Raw genomic sequence first — 22,298 nt, 5'->3', positions numbered from 1 at the left:
CGTTTTCTCCTGCTGAATCAGTTCGCGGCGGCCGCCCGTGGGGCCGCCTCGCGTTGCCGGGCGATCTCCTGGTTGCGCAGGAGAAAGCGCTGGATCTTGCCGCTGGGAGTCTTCGGCAGTTCCTCGAGGAACTCGATCTCCCGCGGGTAGGCGTGCGCCGACAGGCGCTGGCGCACGTATCGCTGCAATGCGTCCGCCAGTTCCGGCGTCGGCCGGTGGCCGGCGCAGAGCACGACGAAGGCCTTGACCAGTTCGGTGCGCTCCGGGTCGGGCTTGCCGATCACCGCCGCCTCCATCACTGCCGGGTGTTCGATCAGCGCGCTCTCCACATCGAACGGGCCGACCCGGTAGCCAGAGGTGGTAATGACGTCGTCGGCGCGGCCGACGAAGCTGATGCTGCCGTCTTCGTTGAGTTCGACGGTATCGCCGCTCAGGTAGTAGTCGCCGACGAAGGCTGCGGTTTCCAGGCCCTGGTAGCCGGGAAACCACATCAGCGGCGAACGCCGCCGGTCGAGGGCGAGGATGCCTGGCTGGCCGGGCGGCAGTTCGTTGAGATCGTCGTCCAGCACTACTACCCGGTGCCCGGGACAGGCGAATCCGGCGGCGCCGACCCGCACCGGATGCGCCAGGGCATGGTGGTTGCACAGCACCATGCCCAGCTCGGTCTGCCCGTAATGATCGTGGATGGTGGTGCCGAGCCTGTCGGCGAACCAGCGGATCACCTCCGGGGACAACGGCTCGCCGGCGCTGCTGACCGCGCGCAGGCGCCCCTTCAGCGCAGTTTCCGCGGCCGCGCCGGCGGCCATCAGCAGGCGATAGGCGGTGGGCGATCCGGCAAGGTTGGTGATGCCGTAGTCACGGATGATCCGGCAGGTGCTTTCCACGCTGAACGGCCCTTCGTAGAAGGTGGTCGGATGGCCCATGGCGAGGGGACCGGCGACAGCGTAGTAGAGGCCGTAGGCCCAGCCCGGATCGGCGAGGTTCCAGAAGGCGTCCTCGGGGCGCAGGTCCACCGCCTCGCGCAGGTAGCCGACGAAGGCGAGGATCGCCTTGAGCGGCACCGGCACCGGTTTGGCCAGGCCGGTGGTGCCGGAGGTGAACATCATCAGGAACGGATCCTCGCCGCTGCGCGGAACCGGTTCGAATTCGGCCGGATAGCGCTCCAGCTCGGCCCAGAAGCTGAAATCGCCGCGACGGATGCCCTGCCCCTTCGGTCCGCCGACGGTGACGGCCAGAGGCGGATCGGCGAGTTCGTCGAGCTTGTCGCGGTTGGCCGCATCGGTGACCAGCACCTTGCTGCCGGCGGTCGCCACGCGGTGTTCGATGGCCTTCGGGCCGAAGGCGGTGAACAGCGGCTGGTACACCGCGCCCAGGCGCCAGGCGCCGAGGATGGTGACCAGAAGCTCGGGCGTGCGCGGCAACAGGCCGGCGACGCAGTCGCCCGGGCGTACGCCCTGGGCCTGGAGGAAATTGGCGAAACGTCCGGAGAGCGCTTTCAGCTCGCTGAAGGTATAGCTGGCGCGACTGCCATCCTTGCCCTCCCAGAACAACGCGATCCGTCCCGGCAGGGCATGCCGGTCGCAGCATTCGACGCAGGCGTTGAGCGCCTGGAGCGTACCGGAAAGCGTGGCGGCGGCGGTCCGCTGCAAGTCGAACCCGGCGGCAGTGGTGGCGTAGTCGCGCATTGCAGGACTCCTCGGCTTGTTTTTGTATGGAGTAGCCGGAATCTTCACGCCATGGTCGACGCGGGGCAATGTCGAAAGGCTTCAATCTGCCTGAGCGGTTTGGACAATCCGTGCTGGCCGCCTGCCCCGCCGAACCGTTCGCGACATACGGCGGATGACGCTGCGCGGGCATTCACCCTATCGATGGCCGAGCGTTTCGGACAAGACGCCTGACGACTCGGCCGACGCGGTTTCCGCCGCGACCTGCGTCCGGTACTGCCCGGGGGTCGAGCCGGTCCACTTCTTGAACGCCTTGTGGAACGCGCTGCCATCGGCGAAGCCCAGCTCCAGCGCCAGTTCGGCGAAATTCGCCGCGCCGGCGTCCAGCCGCGCGATGGCCAGGTCGCGGCGGACCTGGTCCTTCAGCGCCTGGTAGCTCTGCCCTTCCAGGGACAGCTTGCGGCGCAGGGTCGAGGGCGCCATGAAGAAATGCCCGGCGAGCGCGTCCGCGTCCGGCCAGCGTCCCGGCCGCAGGCTGCGCAGGTAGGCCTTGATCCGCGCCGCCAGGCTCTGCGGATCGCGATAGCGGACCAGGATGTTGGCCGGCGCGCCGAGCAGGAAGCGCCGCAGCTCCCGCTTGTCGCGGCGGACCGGCAAGGCCAGGCAGTCGGCATTGAACAGCAGGCGGCTGAGGGGACGGGAGAAACGCAGGTTGTCGCTGAACATCACCCGGTAGTCCTCGATGTAGTCCGGCTGCGGACAGCGCAGGTCGATGGCCAGGATCGGGATGCGCCGGCCGACCAGCCAGCAGGCCAGGCCATGGGTGATCATCCATAGGGTGAAGTAGGACAGCGCTCGCCCGTACCGGCCCGGCGCCTCGTCGAGGACGATTTCCGCCAGGCCGCCGCGGCGCTGCAGGCGCGGCTGGAAGTCGTCGAACTGCAGGCAGAGGAATCGCAGGATGCCGGTCAGCGCCGGCTCCAGGGTCTGCTCGTGGATCGCGCAGCGGCTCATGAAAGCGAAGCTGCCACTCTTCAGGCGCCGCGAGTCCATGCCGAAGAACTCGTCGTCCATGCGCCGAGCGAGATCCAGCCAGAGCCGCGAATAGGCGTGCGAGGTGACCCGCGCGTAGGGTTTGCCGAGCAGCTGCGGATCGATACCGGCGGCCTGGAGGACCTCCCCCTCCTCGCCGCCCTGCCGGCGCCACTCCACCAGCGCCTCGCCGACCAGGCGCACCGAGATGGTGCCCTTGGTGCTCACCTGAGTCTCGCCGTCGTTCTTCACCCGCCCCTCTCGCCTCGCTGCGCGCCGCCCGCCACCTTAGCGCAGGAGCGGGGCGCGGCTCCATCCTCTCAATCGCGCCCCTGGCGCAGCGCGAGTAGGCGAATCTCTTCGATGCTGATCTCGCGCATGCGGAACTTCTGGATCTTGCCGGTAACGGTCATCGGGAACTCGTCGACGAACTTGAAGTGGCGCGGGATCTTGAAGTGAGCGATACGCGCCTTGCAGAACGCCCGCAACTGTTCGTCATCGGCGTGGTGGCCCGGATGCAGCTTGATCCAGGCGACGATTTCCTCGCCATAGCGCTCGTCGGGGATGCCGATCACCTGCACGTCGGCCACCGCCGGGTGAGTGAAGAAGAACTCCTCCAGTTCGCGCGGATAGATGTTCTCGCCGCCGCGGATGATCATGTCCTTGCTGCGCCCGACGATCCGCACGTAGCCGTCGTCGTCCATCACCGCCAGGTCGCCGGTGTGCATCCAGCGCGCCGGGTCGATGGCCTCGGCGGTGGCCTGGGGGTCGTTCCAGTAGCCGAGCATCACGCTGTAGCCGCGGGTGCACAGCTCGCCGATCTCGCCGCGCGGCACCACCCTGCCCGTCTGGTCGACGATCTTGCTCTCCAGCCTCGGCTGGGTGCGTCCGACAGTGGTCACGCGCAGCTCCAGGCCATCGTCCGGACCGGTCTGCAGCGACACCGGACTGGTCTCGGTCATGCCGTAGGCGATCTGCACCTCGGCCATGTGCATGTCGCCAATGACCCGCCGCATCACCTCGATCGGGCAGGTGGCGCCGGCCATGATTCCGGTGCGCAGGCTGGAAAGGTCGAATTCGCGGCGGCGCGGATGATCCAGCTCGGCGATGAACATGGTCGGTACCCCGTACAGCGCGGTGGCGCGCTCCTCGGCCACGGCCAGCAGGGTCGCCTCGGCGTCGAAGCTGGGCGCCGGGTAGATCATGGTCGAGCCGTGGGTGACGCAGCCGAGGTTGCCCATCACCATGCCGAAGCAGTGATACAGCGGCACCGGGATCACCAGGCGGTCTTCCGCGCCGAGTCCGAGGCTTTCGCCGACCATGTAGCCGTTGTTGAGGATGTTGTAGTGGCTGAGGGTGGCGCCCTTGGGGAAGCCGGTGGTACCGGAGGTGTACTGGATGTTGATCGGCTCGTCGAACTGCAGCGAGGCCTGGCGCTGGCGCAGTTCCTCGGCGCCTACCGCGGCGGCCAGCCCCGGCAGGCCCTGCCAGTGCAGGAAGCCCGCCGGCGCCCGCTCGGCCAGGCTGATCACGCCGCGCAGTTCCGGCAGGCGCTCGCTGGCCAGTTCGCCCGGACGCGCCCGCGCCAGCTCCGGCAGCAGGTCGCCGAGCATCGCGTGGTAGTCGCTGGTCTTGAAGGCGTCGGCGCAGATCAGCCAACTGCAACCGGACTGCTTGAGAGCGTATTCCAGCTCGCTGCTGCGGTATGCCGGGTTGATGTTCACCAAGACCGCACCGACCTTGGCGCTGGCGAACTGGGTAATGCACCATTCGGCGCAGTTCGGCGCCCAGATCCCCAGGCGTTCGCCGGGGCGCAGGCCCAGGGCGATGAAGGCGCGGGCGTAGGTATCGACCCGCTCCGCCAGTTGCCGCCAGCTGTAGCGCAGGCGTTGATGCCGCACCACCAGCGCCTCGCGCTCGGCATGATGCGCGACGGTGGCATCGAAGGCGTCGCCGACGGTGGTCGCCAGCAAGGCGACATCCTGGCGACCCGAGGTATAGCTCGGCTGATTCATGGCTTTCCCTTGTTGTGGTTGTTCTGGGAATGTCGCTGAACCGTCGTCCTGCGCCGCCAGGGCGCTACGACGGACACCGGCGAGCGGTGTCGGTGAAGTCGAAGAGCATGTTTACGTTAACGTAAAGGTAAACGCAAGAGGCTTGTCCGCCCAGGGCCGTCGGCTCCGGCGCGGCCCAACGGAACGGCGTAGAATGGGCGGTTTTTCACAGGAGCACAGCATGACCCCGGAAATCGCCATCGGCCTGGTGACGGCCCTCGGCCTCGGTGCGCTGGTCGGTCTCGAGCGACAATGGCGACAGCGCTCTTCCGGCATGGCCACCCACGCGATGGTCGCACTCGGTGCGGCCAGCTTCTCGATCCTGCCGCTGTTGCTCGACAACGAGGTCAGCGTGACCCGCATGGCGGCCCAGGTAGTCAGCGGCATCGGTTTTCTCGGCGCCGGCGTGATCATGCGCGACGGCCTCAGCGTACGCGGCCTGAGCACTGCGGCGAGCATCTGGAGCACCGGCGCGATCGGCGTACTGGCCGGCAGCGGTTTCATCCTGGCGGCCTGCATGACGACCGCGCTGATCGTCATCGCCAACCTGTTCCTGCCCGCTCTCGGCCGGGTGGTGGACCGCCACACCTCGGGCGAGGCCGAGCAGGAGCGCTTCTACCAGATCAGCGTGTGCTGCGAGGCGCGCAACGAAGCGCTGGTGCGCATGCAGTTGCTGCAACGCATGGGCGACAACCGCCTGAACCTGCAGAGCCTGGAAAGCCACGCGCTGAAAGGCAGCGGCAACGTGGAAGTGAACGCCGTGGTGTTCACCCTGCACAAGGAGGATTCGCTGGTGGAACAGATGGTCGGCGAGCTGTGCCTGGCACCGCAGGTCACCGCCGCCAGTTGGGTGATGAATCCCGCCGCGGAATGATCCGGCGAATTTAGGTTGCCCATTCTAGACGCTTCGCCGCAGGCTTTTCCCACCTCCAGACAAGAACAAGCCGGAGTGAACCACACCACCACTGCCTGTTTCGTGGACGGGGCGAGCCGCCCCGCGGGGAGGAGTCATGCGCTTGCGTTGTTTCTTGCGAGGTTGCCGCTGGGACGAAGGTAGCCTGGTCACGGTAGGCCCCGACCTGATGCTGCGCCAACGTTGCCGGCGTTGCGGCGCCCATCGCTATCTCAGCGTCGAGGCGCCGCCCGAGGAAGCCTGAGCGACGCCGGTCGCGTCCAGGCGTCGAGCGGCTGGCCCTTCAGCGCAGGACCAGGCTGGCCCGGGTGCGCAGGTAGCTCTGCCGGTAGACCACGCTGTTGGCCGGACTGGCGGTATATACCAGGGAGTACATCGCGCGCTGTCCCAGGGCCATCGCCACGATCTGGGTCAGCAGCACCTCGTTGCCCTGGCTGATCCGGCAGTGGGTCTCCAGCGATGCCAGGCCGCCGAGGTTCGAGCGGATCGGTGTGGTGCAGCGCGAGCCCAGCCCGGCCTTGCGGTAGCCCGATTGGACGACATCGAAGACACTCTGGAACTGGCCGTCGATCTCCACCGACTCCTCTTCCATCATCTTCAGGCTGAGCAACTCGATGCTGGCTTCCTTCTCGCCTCCCGGCCCGAGCTTGGTCGCCAGTTGCCGGGAGCCCAGTTGCTCCACGTCGCTGGCCTCGGGTGGGATGCTCTCGGTGATCACCTGCCAGCCGGCCGGCCAGTCGACCTCGGGCTGATAGCCACTGCTGGCGCAACCCGCCACAAGCCCCGCCACTACCACCAGCGCCAAGCCGGACGCCTTGCTTCTCATAGCATTTCCTTACTCGCAAAACCCATCGGAGGGAAAGGTCGGACCTGTCGCCATGGCGCCGTCCGCGCAGTCTCCGAGCCCATGGCGACAAGGTTCCCAGCTTACCGGAGAGACGGCGAGCGCCAAGGCGCAAGCCTGAACAAGCTAGCCGACTTGGCGAGGAACGCACAAATTTCATCGGCTGGCGTACAGGTATGGGACATCGGTACCAATAGCGAAGTCGCGCAATCCGTCAGTTTTTTTTGAATTTTTGCCATTGGAAAAAGTCTGTTCAGCGCAGCGTTTTTCCAAGTCCCATCCGGCCCGCAAGGAGAACCCATGGCTGAACCCCAGGACAAGTACACCCGGCGCACAGGCAGGACCTGGGCGGACGACCAGGCGACCTACAACCGTCTGCGCGAAGAAGCCGACGCCGCTCGCCAGAAGCTGCGCGAAAGCGGCTACAGCGGCGCCGAGTACGACCAGTTGCGTCAAGCCGCCTTCGATCTCAACCGCAAGGCCAACCAGTACTGGGAGCAGATGCTCAGCGACCTGCGCCAGGAAGACTGATCAGCGCCACGCCGGGAGACTGCCGCTCTCGGCCCGCACACCCCCTCCACTCTTTGCGTGCTCCTGGCGTCGGCTCATTCGGGCGCATCCGGGTATTGCACCTCGTCCAGCAGGCGAAACCCCACGTTGTCGGCGTCCAGCGCGCTGAGCAGCTCGATCTGTCGATCAATGTCCTGGTTGATATTGGCCAACTGGCCGATGAAGGCATTGGCCGCCTGGCGGGTGCCAGGGTCGGAGCTGCGCGACAGCTCGAAGCCGAGCTGGGTCAGGGCAGCGGCCAGGTGAGCGAGATTGCGCACACTCAACGAGTGCAACTGGCGGGAAACGGCCTGTTCATCCTGAACGGTGGGAGGGACATCCATGAGTCAGATCCTTCGACTGGCACAATGTGACATTCGTCACAGAGATTAACCGAAGCCCCGCAGAACATCCATGCCAGCTATTTCCCTTCGTCGGCTCTGGCCCGGCCCCTGCGTCGTCCTCAAGTTGTCAGATCCGCTGTCGATACTCTGCGAGCCGGAACACGCGCCATGCCCGCCTCGCCGGGCCACAGGGACGTCCTCGGCTGCCTCGTCGCAGCCTGCGTGCCGGTCCAACCTGGCAATCCATTGAGGCGTTCCATGCTGCAACAATCCCTACGTGCGCAAATCCTTGTCCTGCTCGGCGGCAGCCTGGCGGCGCTGCTACTCATAGCCCTGGCCTGCTTCGGCTCGCTGACCGGCGACGTACGCGCCTACCGCGAGCTGCTCGGCGGCCCCGTGCGGGCGGCGCAACTGATCGACGAGGCCAACCTGCAATTCCGCGGCCAGGTCCAGGAATGGAAGAACGTCCTGCTGCGCGGACGCCAGGCAGAGGCCCAGACGAAATACTGGAGCCAGTTCGAAGCCCAGGAGCGAGCGGTGCAGGACATCCTCGGGCGCCTGGGCAGCGTGGCCGAAGGCGAGTTGAAGGATCGTGTCGAGCGCCTGCGCGAAGAGCACCGGCGACTCGGTACGGCTTACCGACAAGGCAGGCAACGGTTCCTCGAGGCGGGCGCCGACCCCATCGCCGGCGACCAGGCGGTGACCGGCATCGACCGCGCCACCACCGCGCAGATGCAGGCCCTGCGCGACGAACTGCACCAGGCCAGTGATCTCCATTCCTCCTCCATCAGCGCGGAGGCCCGGCGCACCATGCTGCTCGGCAGCCTGGTGCTGATCGGCGCCAGCCTGGCCGTCGCCCTGCTCAGCCTGTGGCTGGTCAACCGCAACCTGGTCCGTCCGGTGCAACGCCTGATCGAGCACATCGCCCAGCTCAGCCATGGCGACTTCGGCGAGCGCATCGAGATCCGGCGCAAGGACGAACTCGGCAAGCTGGCCCTGGCCGCCAACACCCTGCGCGACTTCCTGGTGGACATCTTCGACCGGCTGCGGCGCAGTACCCGCGACCTGGACAGCGCCAGCGGCTCGCTGAACGCGATCGCCAGCCTGATGGCGGCCGGTACCCGCGAGCAGTTCAGCCGCACCGACCAGGTCGCCACGGCGATGCAGGAAATGTCCGCCACCGCCCAGGAAGTGGCGCGCTACGCCGGCGACGCGGCCAGGGCCGCCGACGAGGCGGACGATTCCGCCCAGCGCGGCGAAGACGTGATGGAAGAAACGATTCGCAGCATCGGCGAGATGCGCAAGGAGATCGACCATACGGTGGAAGTCATCCGCCAATTGGAAAGCGATAGCGGCAGGATCGGCAAGGTCCTCGACGTGATCCGTGGCATCGCCGAGCAGACCAACCTGCTCGCCCTCAACGCGGCCATCGAAGCCGCCCGCGCCGGCGATGCCGGCCGTGGCTTCGCGGTGGTCGCCGACGAGGTCCGCACCCTGGCGCAGCGCACCGCCGAGTCCATCGCCGAGATCCACCAGATCATCGATACCGTGCAGAACGGCGCGGTGAATGCCGCGCGCGCCATCGAAAGCGGGCAGTCGCGCAGCGAGGCCGGTGCCGAGCAGGTTGCCAACGCCGGCGCCATGCTGCGCCAGATCACCGCCTCGGTCGAATCGATCCGCGACATGAACCGCCAGATCGCTACCGCCGCCGAGGAACAGACCGCCGTGGCCGAGGACATTTCCCGCAACCTCACGGAAATCGCCTCGATCGCCTCCAGCAACCAGGAACAGGTGGAGCAGACCGAAGCCGCCAGCCGCGATCTCCATGGCCTCTCCGCGCAACTGGGCGATGCCCTGCAACGCCTGCGGGCCTGACCTGGGGTAAGAAAACGACTTCCATGAGGTAAGGCGGACAACCGCAACGCGATTATCCGCCGCTCCAACGGGGGGTCATGGCGGATAGCGTTGTGGCGCTATCCGCCATGCACAGCCAGGGTTCGATCAGTCGAGGACGTTGTCCAGCACCTCGTAGATCAGCCCGGTCGCCACCGCCACCAGCAGCAGGTCGGTGCCGGCCTGCATCCACTCGTAGCCGTCGTAGTGCGGCAGCCGGCCTAGCAGGCGGCCGTCGAGTTTCTTGGCGATGCCGGGCGGCAGCGGCTTGCCGCGCGCCAGGTTCTTCTGGATGCCGGGCGGCAGGGCCGGCCCCGGGTTCCAGTAGCCGCGGTTGTCGCCGAGGATCACCCGTACCCCGCCGACGTCGATACGCGGTCCCGAGTCCCAGTTGCCACCGCCGTTGCCCTTCTGGCCGGCGCCGCCGCCCTTGTTGCCGGGGCCGCCATGGTTGTCGTGGCCACCCTGGTTGCCTTTGTTGCCCTTGTTACCCTTTCCGCCGTCCATCTGGTTACCGTGCGGGTTGCCCTTGCCATTGCCCGGGTCGGCCAGGACGGCAGGCGTACCGCCGATCAGGGACAGGCTCACGACCAGCGCGAGCACAGAACGAGTGTTGAACATGATGATGTTCTCTCCATGCGAGGACGATCCCTCGATAGCTTAGAACCGTTTCGCTTGTTTGGTTCCATGCCGTCGATCGCGACGCAACCCAGGGAAAGCCCGAGCTGCAGGCTTGGTCGAACCTGTCGAATCGGCTATGCTGCCGCTCCCTGCAAGCGACTACCCGCTACTCCCCGATGACCTGGCTGCCCACTCCGCCATAGCCATGCCTGCCCCTTCCGGCCACGGTCCGAACGACCGTGGCCAGCGTTCGTTCGCCTGAACGCCTGTCGTCATCCCTTGTTTTTTCCAATGCCATCCCGCGGCCCGCGCTGTCGACCGACTGCACGGGCCGTGCCTCGCCCCTGGGTATCCCGATGCTACAGACGCTGAAACAGAACTGGTTCTCCAACCTCCGCGGCGACCTGCTCGCCGGCCTGGTCGTCGCCCTGGCGCTGATCCCCGAGGCCATCGCCTTCTCCATCATCGCCGGGGTCGACCCGAAGATCGGCCTGTACGCCTCCTTCAGCATGGCGGTGGTGATCGCCTTCGCCGGCGGCCGTCCGGGAATGATCTCCGCCGCGACTGGCGCCATGGCGCTGCTGATGGTCAACCTGGTGAAGGACCACGGCCTGCAATACCTGCTGGCGGCGACCCTGCTCTGCGGCGTGCTGCAGATACTCGCCGGCTACCTGCGCCTGGGTTCGCTGATGCGCTTCGTCTCGCGCTCGGTGGTGACCGGTTTCGTCAATGCCCTGGCGATCCTCATCTTCATGGCCCAGCTACCCGAACTCACCGATGTCGGCTGGCCGGTCTACGCGATGACCGCCGCGGGCCTGGCGATCGTCTACGGCTTCCCGCAGCTGCCACGGATCGGCCGGCTGCTGCCCTCTCCGCTGGTATGCATCCTGGTCCTCACCGGCATATCCATCTACCTGGGCCTGGACATCCGCACCGTCGGCGACATGGGTCAGTTGCCCGACAGCCTGCCGCTGTTCCTCTGGCCGGACGTGCCGCTGAACCTCGACACCCTGCTGATCGTCCTGCCCTACTCCGCCGCCCTGGCGGTGGTCGGCCTTCTGGAGTCACTGATGACCGCCACCATCGTCGACGAGATGACCGACACCGGCAGCGACAAGAACCGCGAATGCAAGGGCCAGGGCCTGGCGAACATCGCCACCGGCCTGCTCGGCGGCATGGCTGGCTGCGCGATGATCGGCCAGTCGGTGATCAATGTGAAATCCGGCGGGCGCAGCCGGCTCTCGACCCTGGTGGCCGGCGTCGCGCTGCTGCTGATGGTGGTGTTCCTCAGCGACTGGGTCGGGCGGATTCCCATGGCGGCCCTGGTGGCGGTGATGATCATGGTGTCCATCGGCACCTTCCGCTGGGAGTCGATCCGCAACCTGAAGCGCTACCCGCTATCGACCAACCTGGTCATGCTGGTGACGGTCGGCGTGGTCCTCGCCACCCACAACCTGGCCTTCGGCGTGGTCGCCGGCGTTCTCCTGGCCTCGCTGTTCTTCGCCAACAAGATCGGGCACTACCTCGATATCGACAGCGAACGCTCCGCCGACGGCACCCGCCGCCACTACCAGGTGAGCGGGCAGGTGTTCTTCGCGTCGTCCGGCAGGTTCATCGCCGCCTTCGACCTGAGAGAGACGCTGGAGCATGTGCTCATCGACCTGCGCCACGCCCACCTGTGGGACGTCACCGCCGTCGCGGCACTGGACAAGGTGGTCCTGGGCTTTCGCCAGCGCGGCGTGCAGGTCGACGTGCTGGGCCTGAACGCCGCCAGCGCGACCCTGGTCGATCGCTTCGGCGCCTACGACAAGCCGGGCGCCGTGGACATTCTCCCCGGCCATTGAGCGAAGCGCCACTCGGCGGGCAGGCATGGGCTGGCCCTTCCGCTGTGGCGGAGAGCCCGCCGCTCCGTCAGTAAATCGCGGAAGAACTGTTCGAAGATGACGACATGCAGGCTGGCGCGTTGTAGCGATCCGGCGATTCGGAAGCTTCCTCCGGGTCAGTGGCTGGCCTGCGAAGACTCTCCACGTATCAGTGCTGACAGGGGCAGCACGGGGATACAGCGCTGCATCGGTGCCTGCGCGCCCGGAGGCCTAGCGCCCGGGGCGGGAGAAGGCGCGAAAGGTGTCGAACGCCAGCACCAGAAACAGCATCGGCATGAGCAACGGGACGAAGGCGGACATGGCGTCCTGGTAAGGTCGCCCCAGCCACCACAGGAAGAGGCTGGCGCCGCCGATCAGCAGGATGACGAGAAGGATGACGAACTTGCAGAGGCGCGAGGCGAAGGAGAGCGTGTCGGACATGTCTTTTCTCGGTGGAAGCATGTGCGACCGTTTTAGCGAGCGGTGATGCTGGCCGATATAGGAAGAGTCCGTTTACCAGGTAATCGATTTCGCAGAGCTGGCGTCGGCGTCGAAGGCCGTACCGGCATGACCGCGATCAACCTCCATGCCCTTTCATCGCTGCAATCTGGGAAAAGAGCCCGCGCTCCACGAAATAAAGGCACAATGACATCATTGATTGCCGATGCCCGACATCGCAGTAGCCCAGGAGTCCAGCATGGCAACCCCACCCTATCCCGAGGACGAGCATTCGAGACAGGCCTACGTCGACCAACTCGGTCTGCTGGAAGAAGGTGCGGACGAGGTATTCGAGGAAATCCTCGCCGCCGCTACGTCCTACTTCCAGACGCCCATCGCGCTCATTTCCATCCTCGACCATCAGCGCCAGTGGTTTCGCGCGAGCATCGGCCTCGATATCCGGCAGACGCCGCGACGGGATTCGTTCTGCGCCTATGCGATCCTGGGCAAGGGAGTCTTCGAGGTGGCCGACGCCACCCTCGACCCGCGCTTCCGGGACAACCCCTATGTGCAAGGCGAACCGCGCATCCGCTTCTACGCCGGGGCTCCGCTGGCCACCGCGGAAGGTCTCAACCTCGGCAGCCTCTGCGTCATCGACCGGGAACCACGCGGGCCGCTGGCCGAGCGGGACGTCGCCATGCTCGAGCACTTCGCTCGGCTGGTGATGGCCCGTATCCATACGCTCCGCTCGACCAACTACATCGACGAGCCAACCGGCCTGTACAACCGTCTCCGCCTGCAGGAGGACGTTTCCCTGCGCCTGCAGCGCGACGGCGCCCTCACCGTGATCGCCGCCGACCTCCTGCCCCTCGCCCTGCTGAATACCATCATCCGTACGCTGGGCTATCCCTTTTCCAACGACCTCATGCTCGAGGCGCGCGACCGCATCCGCGCGGAACTGCCGGATTTCACTCTCTACAAGATCAGCCCGACGCGCTTCGGACTGCTCCTGCCACGGCAGCAACAGGAAGAAACCGAGTCGGTCTGCCTCCGCCTGCTGCGGGCCTTCGAAAGCCCCGTCGTATGTCGCGGGATCCCGATCAAGGCCAACGTGGGCCTCGGCGTACTACCGCTTGCCGACGATCCCCTCGACGGCGATCAGGACTGGCTGCGCCTGGTGGTCAGCGCGGCCGACGACGCCCGCGACCGCGGTGTCGGCTGGGCCCGCTACAACCCGCCGCTGGACCAGGCCCAGCAGCGTGCCTTCACATTGCTGACCTCGCTGTCCCAGGCGATCGGAACCGAAGAAGGCTTCCATCTGGTGTATCAGCCGAAAATCGACCTGCCGACAGGCAGGTGCACAGGCGTGGAAGCGCTGCTGCGCTGGCGGCACCCGCAACTCGGCTTCGTCAGCCCCGCCGAATTCGTGCCCCTGGCGGAGAAAACCGCACTGATGCGCCCCCTCAGCGACTGGGTGCTGCGCCATGCCATGGCCCAGCTGGCGCAATGGAACGCATGGAACATCCCGCTCAGGCTGGCGATCAACGTATCGGCATCGGACATGGAAGACAGCAGCTTCCTGGAAGAGGCCGTCAGACTCGCCAAAACCTACGACATCGACCTTTCCGCCCTCGAGCTGGAATTCACCGAAAGCGTACTCATCCGCGACGCCTCGGCGGTCGGCTCGGTGCTGCTGCGTGCCCGGGAGCTTGGCATGGGCATCGCGGTGGACGACTTCGGCACCGGCTACAGCAACTGGACCTACCTGCGCGATCTGCCAATCACCGCCATCAAGCTCGACCAATCGTTCACCCGCGACCTCGCCGGCTCGCCGAAGGCGCAGAGCGTCACCCAGGCGGTGATCGGCCTGGCCAGCCAGTTGGGTTATCGGGTGGTCGCGGAAGGCATCGAGACCCACGACACCTTCCACCTGCTGCAGGCCTGGGGCTGCCACGAGGGCCAGGGCTATCTGATCGCCCAGCCGATGCTGCCGGAGCAACTGGAGGACTGGCTGCGGCGTTAGCCAACGCAGGCACGTGGAATGGGCCCTACCAGCATGCTCGCCAGCCTCAGCGCGTCGCTCAGGGACTGGCGAGCAAGGCCCAGACCAGATAGATCGAGTAAAGGGTCAGGAGTATCAGTGCCAACAGCACCGCCCTGCTGGCATGGCGCGCAGCCACCCAGCGGGAATTGCGCCCGCAGCGCCAGACCACGACGAGGCTGAGGCACAGGTAGGCCAGCCTAACCAGCTCGACACCGACCATTCCCCACAAGGTCAGGGCCACCGCATGTTCGCCGGGAGCTTCCTGCATCAGCGGATCGACAATGGCCACCATCGCCTGCCTGGCGGCGACGCTGAGCAATAAGAAACCCGCAGCGAAGAACAGCCAGAATGCCTTCCACAGCGGCTGCCCGCCGGAAAGGAAACCTCTCGCAGTCAGCTTCTCCTCGGCCAGGTCCGCCTCTGGGGTCTTGTATGGGTGCTCCATGCCCTGGGTCCTCCCTGCAAACGGGCACCCTAGCACATCCCGCGCCGCTCGCCTTCTTCAGCGGGCGGCAGACCGTCCGTTGCACCTCGCGATGTTTCCAGCGCTCGGCCGAGCGTCTCTAGCGCGGGCAGGAGACCTGCGTGCCTTCCACCTTGCGGATGTGATCGCGATAGGAGCCGGAAACCAGGATCGATTGCGTGCCGCCCTTCTCGCTGAGAATGCCATCGCAACTGTAATCGCAGCCAGCCTCGATGCTGAGGCACACGTCCTGTCCCTCGAAACGGTACAGGTTGGCAGGCCACCCCGTGCAATCGTACAGGCCTGCGCCAGGGCATTCGACGGCCTCGAGTCTTCCGGCAACGACGATGGTCGAACCTGCCATGTCCTTGAGTTCCTCCGCGGCGCCAGCGGCAATGGAGAAGAGAGCGGGAAATACAACCAGGGAAAGTCGGCAGGGCATCGGCTTCGGTACTGTCTACTATGTGGACGGAATTCTGAATCGGGTCAGGAATCGATATTCCCGTTCAGACCGAAGCGTGTTGAAGCAGTTCCCCGCCCCCCCCTCGCTCGGTTTCCCACGACCGCGGCAGCCCCAGGAGTTCGATACCCTTGTCATTGGTAGTCGCAACTGCGAAGCGCTGCCTGTCCGTTCATAACGGCCACACGGGCAACTTCACTTTATTTGTATTTAAAAAAAGAGCCCATTCGGGCCCTTTTTTTCCGACACAAGTTATCAGGACTGATCCTTTCCAATATTGACACTGAACGAGCCGGAGTTATTGCCATAGGTTCCGGGCACGTCGTTGTAGATAAGAGTGATTGCACCCTGGACATTATTGGGTGCAACCCAACGGAACAACCCGGTATTGACCGGAATGGTTCCGCTGTTGCCAATCTTCATGACCAGCGCACCACAAAACGCATCGTGGCAGATCAGCCCTTGGTCCGGATGCTCCCGATCGCCCTGCGGCCCCCATTTCTGGGTAGGTCCGTAACTGGCCCAACCGGCGGCGACGATGGTAATGACATCGCCCGGATTGTAGATAATCGACGTTACCTGCCCTGCTTCGTTATTAGCCAGAACCTCACCTTTCCAAGCCATGATTGATCTCCGATATATGAATTCCTGTTCATAAACGAAAGAGGCGAAAAACCCTGATTCGCGATCCTTCCCTGTCAGCAAAGCACAGCAACGAGGAAGTACCGCCTACCAATTCATGCAGGAGAAAAGAGGATAATTCCGCCAGTGAATTGAATATATTCGGAAAGGAAATTAAAAAGCAGGAGCAGAAGATAACGACAAAAAATCAAACTTCCAAAGACAACTACTTCAAGCTGCACAAACACTCCCGCACACCAGCCAGGGCGAACCCTATACGGAGCCGTACTAGAATGAAACGCCTCCAAGGCCGAGGAGGGAAAGAAGGCAACGTCGACTCGTTGATTGCCGCGCGATGGCGGGCCGGAAGAAAATCGGGGAAGGAACGTAGAAGTCGGCTGAACGCCAGGAAACACAATGGTGCCCGGAGCCGGGGTCGAACCGGCACGGGGTTACCCCCGAGGGATTTTAAGTCCCTTGCGTCTACCGATTTCGCCATCCGGGCAGGATCTCGCTTCAAGTGAGCCGGCAACGGGAACCAAACCGGCATCCCAACCCGAGACCCACCCCAAACGGTAGATAAATCATTGTCTTACGTTACCCTAGCCGGCGCAACAGTTAATTTCCGTGGGCTCCGCCCAGGTTGCCGGGCGATTCCAGGGGAAGCACGATCCGGAAAGCGCTGCCGACTCCCGGCTGGCTACGTACCTCGATGGTGCCGCCGTGTTTCTGGACGATGCCGTAGGAGAGCGACAACCCCAGGCCGGTCCCCTTGCCTACCGGCTTGGTGGTGAAGAACGGATCGAAGATGCGCGGCAGGATCTCGGGGGAGATACCCTGCCCCGAGTCTTCCACCTCGATCCAGGCATGCTCCACGGTATGCCCCGTGCGAATCACGATGCGACCCCGCTCCGGCCCCATCGCCTGGGCCGCGTTCATCACCAGGTTCATCACCACCTGGTTGATCTGCGACGGCAGGCACTTCACCTCGGGCAGATCGCCGTATTCGCGGACCACGTCGGCCCGGTACTTCAGTTCGCTGGCGACGATATTGAGGGTCGACTCGATCCCCTGGTGCAGATCGGTCCACTGCCAGTCGTCCTCGGCGTCGACGCGGGAGAAGTTCTTCAGGTCCTGGACGATCTTGCGCACCCGCCCTATACCTTCCCTGGATTCGCGCAGCAACACGGCGACATCCTCCTTGACGAAGGCCAGTTCGACCCGCTCGCCGAGCTGCTCCAGGCGTCTTGCCAGCGCCTCGTCGCGGATCGCGGGGCGAGCCTCTTCATAGGCTTCAAGTACCTCCAGCAAACGCCTGACGTGCTCCTCCAGGGTGGTGTAGTTGGAGGAAACGTAGCTGATGGGGTTATTGATCTCATGGGCGACGCCGGCGGCCAGGTGGCCGATCGAGGCAAGCTTCTCCGTCTGCACCAGTTGGCTTTCCAGTTCCTTGCGCTCGCCGATCTCTTTCTCCAGCGCCTCCTTGGCCTGGCCGACTTCCCGGGTGATCTCCTGGATGGCAGCCTCCATCCGGCTCATCTGCAACTGGAGGTGAGCCGTCACGTTCCACTTGGCGCTGAGATTGCCGGCCATCTGGCGGACCTCCTGTCCCTGCAAAGGCAGGCCGAGGAGCAGCAGGCGCTCTTCCGCAGCCCACGGCGCCAATAGCGGAAAATCGGCGGGAGGCGCATGCACCACGACCTGCAAGCGGGAGTCGAGACGCCAGAACCGCTCTAGAACGGGAATATCCGCGCCTACCGACGGCATCCCGAGAAACACCACGGCATACGGCGCATCGGCCTGGAGGGCCGAGCGTATCCGCCCCAATGCCTCCTCGGCGCTTCCCGCCGTATCCACCTGGTAGCCCCGCTCAGGCGCCACGGGAGGCGATTCGGCCCCTAGGGTTCCCTGCAACAACCCGCATACACGGTCTCGATCCGCCTGCCGCTCATCGATCACCAGCAAGCGCCGGTTCCTGATGGGTAACGTCTCCATGATCCGCACCTCCGCTCGCCCAGCCGCCGCGTGCATGCGCCCTCGTCCAGGCCAGACTCGGACTATGCTTGCCTGAAGTATTCAGGCAAAACTCACCCGGTGGACAGACACTCATGAACGATAGCGCACCTCCTTCCAACGAGACGGAGATCCGCTTCAGCGTGCTGCTGGTCGACGACGAGCCGCTGATCCTCAGCAGCCTGCGCCGGCTGCTACGCAACCAGCCCTACGACCTGTTGCTGGCGGAGAGCGGCGAACAGGCCCTGCAACTGCTGGAAAGCCGGCCCGTGGACCTGGTGGTGTCCGACGCCCGCATGCCGAACATGGACGGCGCTGCCCTGCTCGCGGAAATCCATCGCCGCTCCCCGGAAACCATTCGCATCCTGCTCACCGGCCATGCCGACCTGCCAACCATCGCCAAGGCCATCAATGAAGGGCGCATCCACCATTACCTGAGCAAGCCGTGGAACGACGACGAGTTGCTGCTGACCCTGCGCCAGTCGCTCGAATACCTGCATTCCGAGCGCGAGCGGCGGCGCCTGGAGCGACTTACCCAGGAGCAGAACGACCGCCTCCAGCAACTCAACGCCACGCTGGAAAAGCGCGTTCAGGCGCGCACCGCCGAACTGCAGCAGACCGCCGACATGCTCGACCTCGCCTATGAGGAGCTAAAGCGCAGCTACGTGGTCGGCACCGAAGTCTTCTCGCTGCTGGTCAACCAGCGCCTGCCCAAGGACAAGCAGACCAACCAGCAAATCATCGAACTGGTCCGCGCCTGCTGTGCCAGCGGCCTCGTCGACGAATCGGATGGTCGCGACCTGGCGATGGCCGCGGCGCTCTACAACATCGGCAAGCTGAGCTGGAACGACACCCTGCTCAGCTCGCCCTCGGACCTGCTCTATCACCACGACCGCGATCGTTTCCGCGGCTACCCGGAGCTCAGCGAGTCGCTGCTGATGTCGCTGGAACCGATGCAGGACGCCGCCCGCCTGATTCGCCATCACCAGGAGCACTGGGACGGCAGCGGCTATCCGGACCACCTCAAGGGCGAGGCCATTCCCCTGGGCTCGCGCCTCTTGAAGCTGGCGGTGGATTTCGTCGAGCTGCAGCGCGGACTGATCCTCGAACGGCGCATGAATCGCGACGAAGCACTGATGTACATCCGCAAATACGCCGGCCGGCTGTACGACCCCGAGCTGATCGAACCGTTCATCCAGGTCTGCGCGACGACCCTTGCCGACGTCACCCTGGCCGATCCGCAAGTCCGTGCCCATGGCACCCGCGACCTGGTTCCGGGCATGGTGCTGGCGCGCAACCTCACCGCCAACAACGGCATGCTGCTGCTCAACGCGGGCAAGGTCCTGAACCTGGCGCTGATCGAGAAGCTGATCGCCTTCGAAGCGATCGAAGGCGCACGCTACACGCTGTTCGTGCGCCTCCCGGAGTCGACGACCTAGGCGGCTCCCGTCAGATCTTGAAGCGCTCCACCGACGAGCGCATGGTCGCTGCAACCTCGTTCAGGCGCCTGGCGGTGGCGGCCATCTCGTGCATCGCCTGGGTGTTCTGCTGCGAACGCTGGGCGATGAGTTCCACGCGCTGGGCGATTTCATCACTGGCGCGCGACTGCTCGCGGATGGTCTGGGAAATTTCGTCGACCACCGACGCGGCATGACGGGTTCCATCGAGGATCTCGTTGATCGACACCCCTGCCTGACGGGCGAACGACACCCCCTCGTTGACCCGGCTCACGCCGGCCTCCATGCTGTTGATCGCTTGCCCCGTGCTGGCGCGGATGCGCTCGATCATCGCGGTGATCTCCTGGGTCGACTGGGTGGTCCGCGCCGCCAGCCCGCGTACCTCGTCGGCGACCACGGCGAAACCGCGCCCGGCCTCTCCGGCCCGCGCCGCCTCGATGGCGGCGTTCAACGCCAGCAGGTTGGTCTGCTCGGCGATCCCCTTGATCACCTGGATGATCGAATGGATCTCGTCCGACGACTGGCCGAGAGCGGTGATGCTGGTGGAGGACTGGTTGACCACGTCGGCGATGCGGCTCATCCCTTCCACCACGTTGAGGATCACCTGCCCGCCACTGCTGGCCAGCTCCTCGGACTTGGCCGAGATCACCCTGGCGTTGTCGGCGTGGTCGGAAATCTGCGAGATATTGGTGATCATCTCTTCCATGCTCGCAGCCATGCTGGTGGCGCTGTCGGCCTGTTGGCTGGCGCCGTGGACGATCGACTGCGAGGTCTGGCCGATGGATTGGGAGGTGTCGTGGAGCTCTTCGCTTTCCTGGCGGATGATGGTGATCATCTGCCGCAGGTTCTCCTGCATCTCGCCCAACGCCCGCTGCAACTGGCCGGCCTCGTCATTGCTGTCGACGCCGATCGGCTCCTGCAGGTTGCCCTGGGCGATCACCCGGGCCGATGAGACCAGTTTGCGCAGCGGCTGCAGGACGGCGCGCAGCAACTGGCGACAGAGCTGTCCAAGGACCAGGCAGGCGACCAGGATGCCGCCCGCGAGCATCCAGGCGGAATAGCGCATGCTGTCTTCGCGCGCCCGGTTGGTCTGCTCGACGTGTTTCTCGATCAGGCTGCTGAGCGCTTCGTTGCGCCCTTCCAGCTCCTTGAAGGCCTGGACGAACTGCGGCAGCTCGGCCCGCGCCGCCACGGGATCGAGCAACGCCTTGCCGACGATGCTCTCGGCGGCGCCGATGTAGGCTTCCAGGTCGGGCCGCAACTCGACCAGCGCCTGGTGGATGGCGTCGTTGAGAGGCAGCCCCTGGTTCTGCTCGACCACCTTGCGAAACCACTGGCTGTGCTCCTGCAGGTCCTCGCGGACCTGCTCGGCCGCCGCGCCGTCGCCGGGCTGGACCACGAACGCCGCGAGGACGTCGGCGCGCAAGGCGTCGTGCATCATGTCGCCTTCCATGTGGTTGCGCAGCGCATTGACGCTCAGCTCGTTCTCCGACAGTGCCTTGCCCAACCGCAATTGCCCCCAGAAGCCGACCCCGCCGAGCAGCACCACAGCCACGATGCCGATGGCGCCCGAAGCGAGGATTCTCTGCCGAATGTTCATCCCTGGGCTCCTTTCCGTGCCGAGATATCGCTAAGGATAGTCAACCCCAGGCAAGGCGGGATTGCCCGAACGAAGAGCTATTCGGGCACGGAGCGGGGACGCCGGCCATTCTCAGGAAGCTGCCGGCCGCTCGCTCTGTTCGGCCGTCAACTGGAACTCTTCGCCCGCATAGTAGGCCCGCACCTTGGGGTCCATGACCGCCCGCCACAGCGGCGGGATCAGCGCCAGCACCACCATCCCGGCATAACCGCTGGGCATCTGCGGGCTATCGTCATAATGACGGAGGACCTGATAGGGGCGTTTGGCGAAGGCATGATGGTCGGAATGCCGTTGCAGATGGAACAGGACCAGGTTGGTGAAGACGAAGTTGCTGTTCCAGGAGTGGGTATGGTTGGTCCGCTCGTAGCGCCCGTCCTCGCCCTTTCGCCGATGCAGGCCGTAGTGCTCGACGTAGTTGATGATCTCCAGCAGGGTCACCGCGACGAACGCTTGGCCAAGGAAGAAAACCATCCCCAGCCAGCCGAACGCCCAACCGAAACCGACCAGCAACGCCAGGCTCAGCAGGTACCACCAGATCAGTTCGTTCTGCCAGCCGAACACCGGCAGGCCCTTCTTGCGCAGCCGCACCGCTTCAAGGCGCCAGGCGTTGAGGAAGTTGTACTTGTAGGCATGCGGCAGGAACTGGTAGACCGACTGGCCGAAACGCGCCGACGAAGCGTCCTCCGGCGTAGACACATGCACATGGTGGCCGCGCACATGCTCGACCTTGAACCCCGCGTAGCACACGGCGGCCAGCAGAATGCCGCCGGCAGCCTGCTCCAGCGCCGAGTCCTTGTGGATCAGCTCATGGGCGACGACGATCCCCACCGCTCCCATCACCGTGCCCATCGAGAGGATCCAGCCCAACCGGCCGAGCCAGCCCCACTCCTGGAAAGCGACGAACACGCCAGCGGCCCACACCAGCGTACCGATGAGCACCGGCACCGTGGCCAGGGTCAGCAATACGTAATAGCCCTGGCCGAGCAACTGCGGCGTCTGCGTTTCCTCGTCGGGGTTGGCCGGGTCGCGGCCGAACAGCATGTCCAGCAGCGGCCCGATGCCGAATACCGCAATCACCAGGGAAAATGCCCAGAAGGCCGGATGTGCGCTGTCCTGGGCCATCCAGTAGTTGAACGGCATGGACAACGCCAGCAGCAGCCAGAGCCAATAGGCGTACTTCTTGATGGCCAGCATGGTGCTGGGAGAGAAATTTTCAAACATCGTGCGCTCCAGTTTTTGTCCGACAATCCTACAATCGAACCATCACCGAGCCGGGCTGCCAGGTCACCATCACTAAAGGTTGGCCGCCTCCCCCGCCTTCACCCTGCTTGACCTGAATCAAAGGCCAAGTCCTCGCGGTTTTATGCCCATCGACTTTCTCGATATT

20 protein-coding genes and 1 tRNA gene are annotated in these 22,298 nt (G+C 65.0%); 7 read left to right on the top strand and 14 right to left on the bottom strand.

Annotated features, from left to right (window positions below):
• Positions 1-17: 17 nt before the first annotated feature.
• The 3 genes from FHW81_RS27265 to FHW81_RS27255 all read right to left on the bottom strand — a co-directional run bounded on the left by FHW81_RS27265 (position 18) and on the right by FHW81_RS27255 (position 4,711).
• Positions 18-1,685, bottom strand: coding sequence for an acyl-CoA synthetase (locus tag FHW81_RS27265; RefSeq protein ID WP_060774214.1), 1,668 nt, complete (start codon positions 1,683-1,685; stop codon positions 18-20).
• Positions 1,686-1,862: 177 nt separating this feature from the next.
• Entirely contained in the window at positions 1,863-2,948 is a 1,086-nt protein-coding gene (locus tag FHW81_RS27260) for an AraC family transcriptional regulator (protein WP_003102515.1), read from the bottom strand.
• Between the two features lie 68 nt (positions 2,949-3,016).
• Entirely contained in the window at positions 3,017-4,711 is a 1,695-nt protein-coding gene (locus tag FHW81_RS27255; RefSeq protein ID WP_019726322.1) for an AMP-binding protein, read from the bottom strand.
• Between the two features lie 220 nt (positions 4,712-4,931).
• On the opposite strand from FHW81_RS27255, the gene FHW81_RS27250 reads away from it, so the two are divergent.
• On the top strand, positions 4,932-5,624 hold the full coding sequence (locus FHW81_RS27250) for an MgtC/SapB family protein (RefSeq protein WP_003451535.1): 693 nt from the start codon (positions 4,932-4,934) through the stop codon (positions 5,622-5,624).
• A gap of 136 nt (positions 5,625-5,760) precedes the next feature.
• Positions 5,761-5,907, top strand: a complete 147-nt coding sequence (locus FHW81_RS27245) for a PSPA7_2676 family Cys-rich small protein (RefSeq protein ID WP_003090016.1) — start codon at positions 5,761-5,763, stop codon at positions 5,905-5,907.
• Positions 5,908-5,946: 39 nt separating this feature from the next.
• Here the strand turns inward: FHW81_RS27245 and FHW81_RS27240 are convergent, their stop codons facing one another.
• On the bottom strand, positions 5,947-6,489 hold the full coding sequence (locus tag FHW81_RS27240; protein ID WP_003090018.1) for a DUF4946 domain-containing protein: 543 nt from the start codon (positions 6,487-6,489) through the stop codon (positions 5,947-5,949).
• 318 nt (positions 6,490-6,807) lie between these two features.
• Between FHW81_RS27240 and srfA the strand changes: the two genes are divergently transcribed.
• On the top strand, positions 6,808-7,038 hold the full coding sequence (srfA, locus tag FHW81_RS27235) for a stress response facilitator SrfA (RefSeq protein WP_003090022.1): 231 nt from the start codon (positions 6,808-6,810) through the stop codon (positions 7,036-7,038).
• Positions 7,039-7,112: 74 nt separating this feature from the next.
• On the opposite strand, the gene plzR is transcribed toward srfA, so the two are convergent.
• On the bottom strand, positions 7,113-7,400 hold the full coding sequence (gene plzR, locus FHW81_RS27230; protein ID WP_003102510.1) for a type 4 pili assembly inhibitor PlzR: 288 nt from the start codon (positions 7,398-7,400) through the stop codon (positions 7,113-7,115).
• 168 nt (positions 7,401-7,568) lie between these two features.
• On the opposite strand from plzR, the gene ctpH reads away from it, so the two are divergent.
• Entirely contained in the window at positions 7,569-9,275 is a 1,707-nt protein-coding gene (ctpH, locus tag FHW81_RS27225) for a methyl-accepting chemotaxis protein CtpH (protein WP_073624997.1), read from the top strand.
• 126 nt (positions 9,276-9,401) lie between these two features.
• Here ctpH and FHW81_RS27220 read toward each other — a convergent pair whose 3' ends face one another.
• Complete coding sequence (locus FHW81_RS27220) at positions 9,402-9,914, bottom strand: anti-virulence regulator CigR family protein (protein WP_003090028.1); 513 nt, start codon at positions 9,912-9,914, stop codon at positions 9,402-9,404.
• 356 nt (positions 9,915-10,270) lie between these two features.
• Between FHW81_RS27220 and FHW81_RS27215 the strand changes: the two genes are divergently transcribed.
• The gene (locus FHW81_RS27215) at positions 10,271-11,758 is read left to right on the top strand and encodes a SulP family inorganic anion transporter (RefSeq protein WP_012614082.1); all 1,488 of its coding nucleotides are present in this window, start codon (positions 10,271-10,273) and stop codon (positions 11,756-11,758) included.
• Between the two features lie 249 nt (positions 11,759-12,007).
• Here the strand turns inward: FHW81_RS27215 and FHW81_RS27210 are convergent, their stop codons facing one another.
• On the bottom strand, positions 12,008-12,217 hold the full coding sequence (locus FHW81_RS27210; RefSeq protein ID WP_003102501.1) for a hypothetical protein: 210 nt from the start codon (positions 12,215-12,217) through the stop codon (positions 12,008-12,010).
• A gap of 256 nt (positions 12,218-12,473) precedes the next feature.
• Between FHW81_RS27210 and FHW81_RS27205 the strand changes: the two genes are divergently transcribed.
• On the top strand, positions 12,474-14,237 hold the full coding sequence (locus FHW81_RS27205) for a putative bifunctional diguanylate cyclase/phosphodiesterase (protein ID WP_023091270.1): 1,764 nt from the start codon (positions 12,474-12,476) through the stop codon (positions 14,235-14,237).
• Positions 14,238-14,295: 58 nt separating this feature from the next.
• On the opposite strand, the gene FHW81_RS27200 is transcribed toward FHW81_RS27205, so the two are convergent.
• From FHW81_RS27200 to FHW81_RS27180, 5 genes are all read right to left on the bottom strand, one after another.
• Positions 14,296-14,703, bottom strand: a complete 408-nt coding sequence (locus FHW81_RS27200; protein WP_003102495.1) for a hypothetical protein — start codon at positions 14,701-14,703, stop codon at positions 14,296-14,298.
• Positions 14,704-14,821: 118 nt separating this feature from the next.
• Positions 14,822-15,163 carry a hypothetical protein gene (locus FHW81_RS27195; RefSeq protein WP_003120049.1) on the bottom strand — a complete coding sequence of 114 codons (342 nt, stop codon included), beginning with the start codon at positions 15,161-15,163 and terminating at the stop codon, positions 14,822-14,824.
• Positions 15,164-15,436: 273 nt separating this feature from the next.
• On the bottom strand, positions 15,437-15,805 hold the full coding sequence (gene lecA / locus FHW81_RS27190; protein ID WP_003102492.1) for a PA-I galactophilic lectin: 369 nt from the start codon (positions 15,803-15,805) through the stop codon (positions 15,437-15,439).
• Positions 15,806-16,220: 415 nt separating this feature from the next.
• Positions 16,221-16,307, bottom strand: a tRNA-Leu gene (locus FHW81_RS27185).
• A 113-nt stretch (positions 16,308-16,420) separates the two neighbouring features.
• Positions 16,421-17,833 carry an ATP-binding protein gene (locus tag FHW81_RS27180; protein ID WP_003120048.1) on the bottom strand — a complete coding sequence of 471 codons (1,413 nt, stop codon included), beginning with the start codon at positions 17,831-17,833 and terminating at the stop codon, positions 16,421-16,423.
• Between the two features lie 77 nt (positions 17,834-17,910).
• On the opposite strand from FHW81_RS27180, the gene FHW81_RS27175 reads away from it, so the two are divergent.
• Positions 17,911-19,254 (top strand): response regulator, encoded by a 1,344-nt coding sequence (locus FHW81_RS27175; protein WP_003102481.1) that lies wholly within the window; start codon positions 17,911-17,913, stop codon positions 19,252-19,254.
• A 10-nt stretch (positions 19,255-19,264) separates the two neighbouring features.
• On the opposite strand, the gene FHW81_RS27170 is transcribed toward FHW81_RS27175, so the two are convergent.
• The gene (locus tag FHW81_RS27170) at positions 19,265-20,872 is read right to left on the bottom strand and encodes a methyl-accepting chemotaxis protein (protein WP_004350033.1); all 1,608 of its coding nucleotides are present in this window, start codon (positions 20,870-20,872) and stop codon (positions 19,265-19,267) included.
• Positions 20,873-20,983: 111 nt separating this feature from the next.
• On the bottom strand, positions 20,984-22,132 hold the full coding sequence (gene alkB1 / locus FHW81_RS27165; protein WP_003102475.1) for an alkane 1-monooxygenase AlkB1: 1,149 nt from the start codon (positions 22,130-22,132) through the stop codon (positions 20,984-20,986).
• Positions 22,133-22,298: the final 166 nt, after the last annotated feature.

It is taken from the genome of Pseudomonas sp. RC10-4-2, assembly GCF_050433085.1.
Classification (GTDB): domain Bacteria; phylum Pseudomonadota; class Gammaproteobacteria; order Pseudomonadales; family Pseudomonadaceae; genus Pseudomonas; species Pseudomonas aeruginosa.
Note: the sequence above shows the minus strand (reverse complement) of the source record. Positions and strands in the feature narration are given on the sequence as shown.

Bases quoted from the DNA above. Each gene is read 5' to 3' on its own strand.
- FHW81_RS27245 (WP_003090016.1), top strand. From the start codon at position 5,761: ATGCGCTTGCGTTGTTTCTTGCGAGGTTGCCGCTGGGACGAAGGTAGC.
- FHW81_RS27210 (WP_003102501.1), bottom strand. From the start codon at position 12,217: ATGTCCGACACGCTCTCCTTCGCCTCGCGCCTCTGCAAGTTCGTCATC.
- FHW81_RS27180 (WP_003120048.1), bottom strand. From the start codon at position 17,833: ATGCACGCGGCGGCTGGGCGAGCGGAGGTGCGGATCATGGAGACGTTA.
- FHW81_RS27175 (WP_003102481.1), top strand. From the start codon at position 17,911: ATGAACGATAGCGCACCTCCTTCCAACGAGACGGAGATCCGCTTCAGC.
- FHW81_RS27255 (WP_019726322.1), bottom strand. From the start codon at position 4,711: ATGAATCAGCCGAGCTATACCTCGGGTCGCCAGGATGTCGCCTTGCTG.
- FHW81_RS27250 (WP_003451535.1), top strand. From the start codon at position 4,932: ATGACCCCGGAAATCGCCATCGGCCTGGTGACGGCCCTCGGCCTCGGT.
- FHW81_RS27240 (WP_003090018.1), bottom strand. From the start codon at position 6,489: ATGAGAAGCAAGGCGTCCGGCTTGGCGCTGGTGGTAGTGGCGGGGCTT.
- plzR (WP_003102510.1), bottom strand. From the start codon at position 7,400: ATGGATGTCCCTCCCACCGTTCAGGATGAACAGGCCGTTTCCCGCCAG.
- FHW81_RS27220 (WP_003090028.1), bottom strand. From the start codon at position 9,914: ATGTTCAACACTCGTTCTGTGCTCGCGCTGGTCGTGAGCCTGTCCCTG.
- alkB1 (WP_003102475.1), bottom strand. From the start codon at position 22,132: ATGTTTGAAAATTTCTCTCCCAGCACCATGCTGGCCATCAAGAAGTAC.
- FHW81_RS27200 (WP_003102495.1), bottom strand. From the start codon at position 14,703: ATGGAGCACCCATACAAGACCCCAGAGGCGGACCTGGCCGAGGAGAAG.
- ctpH (WP_073624997.1), top strand. From the start codon at position 7,569: ATGCCCGCCTCGCCGGGCCACAGGGACGTCCTCGGCTGCCTCGTCGCA.
- FHW81_RS27195 (WP_003120049.1), bottom strand. From the start codon at position 15,163: ATGCCCTGCCGACTTTCCCTGGTTGTATTTCCCGCTCTCTTCTCCATT.
- FHW81_RS27205 (WP_023091270.1), top strand. From the start codon at position 12,474: ATGGCAACCCCACCCTATCCCGAGGACGAGCATTCGAGACAGGCCTAC.
- lecA (WP_003102492.1), bottom strand. From the start codon at position 15,805: ATGGCTTGGAAAGGTGAGGTTCTGGCTAATAACGAAGCAGGGCAGGTA.
- srfA (WP_003090022.1), top strand. From the start codon at position 6,808: ATGGCTGAACCCCAGGACAAGTACACCCGGCGCACAGGCAGGACCTGG.
- FHW81_RS27215 (WP_012614082.1), top strand. From the start codon at position 10,271: ATGCTACAGACGCTGAAACAGAACTGGTTCTCCAACCTCCGCGGCGAC.
- FHW81_RS27265 (WP_060774214.1), bottom strand. From the start codon at position 1,685: ATGCGCGACTACGCCACCACTGCCGCCGGGTTCGACTTGCAGCGGACC.
- FHW81_RS27170 (WP_004350033.1), bottom strand. From the start codon at position 20,872: ATGAACATTCGGCAGAGAATCCTCGCTTCGGGCGCCATCGGCATCGTG.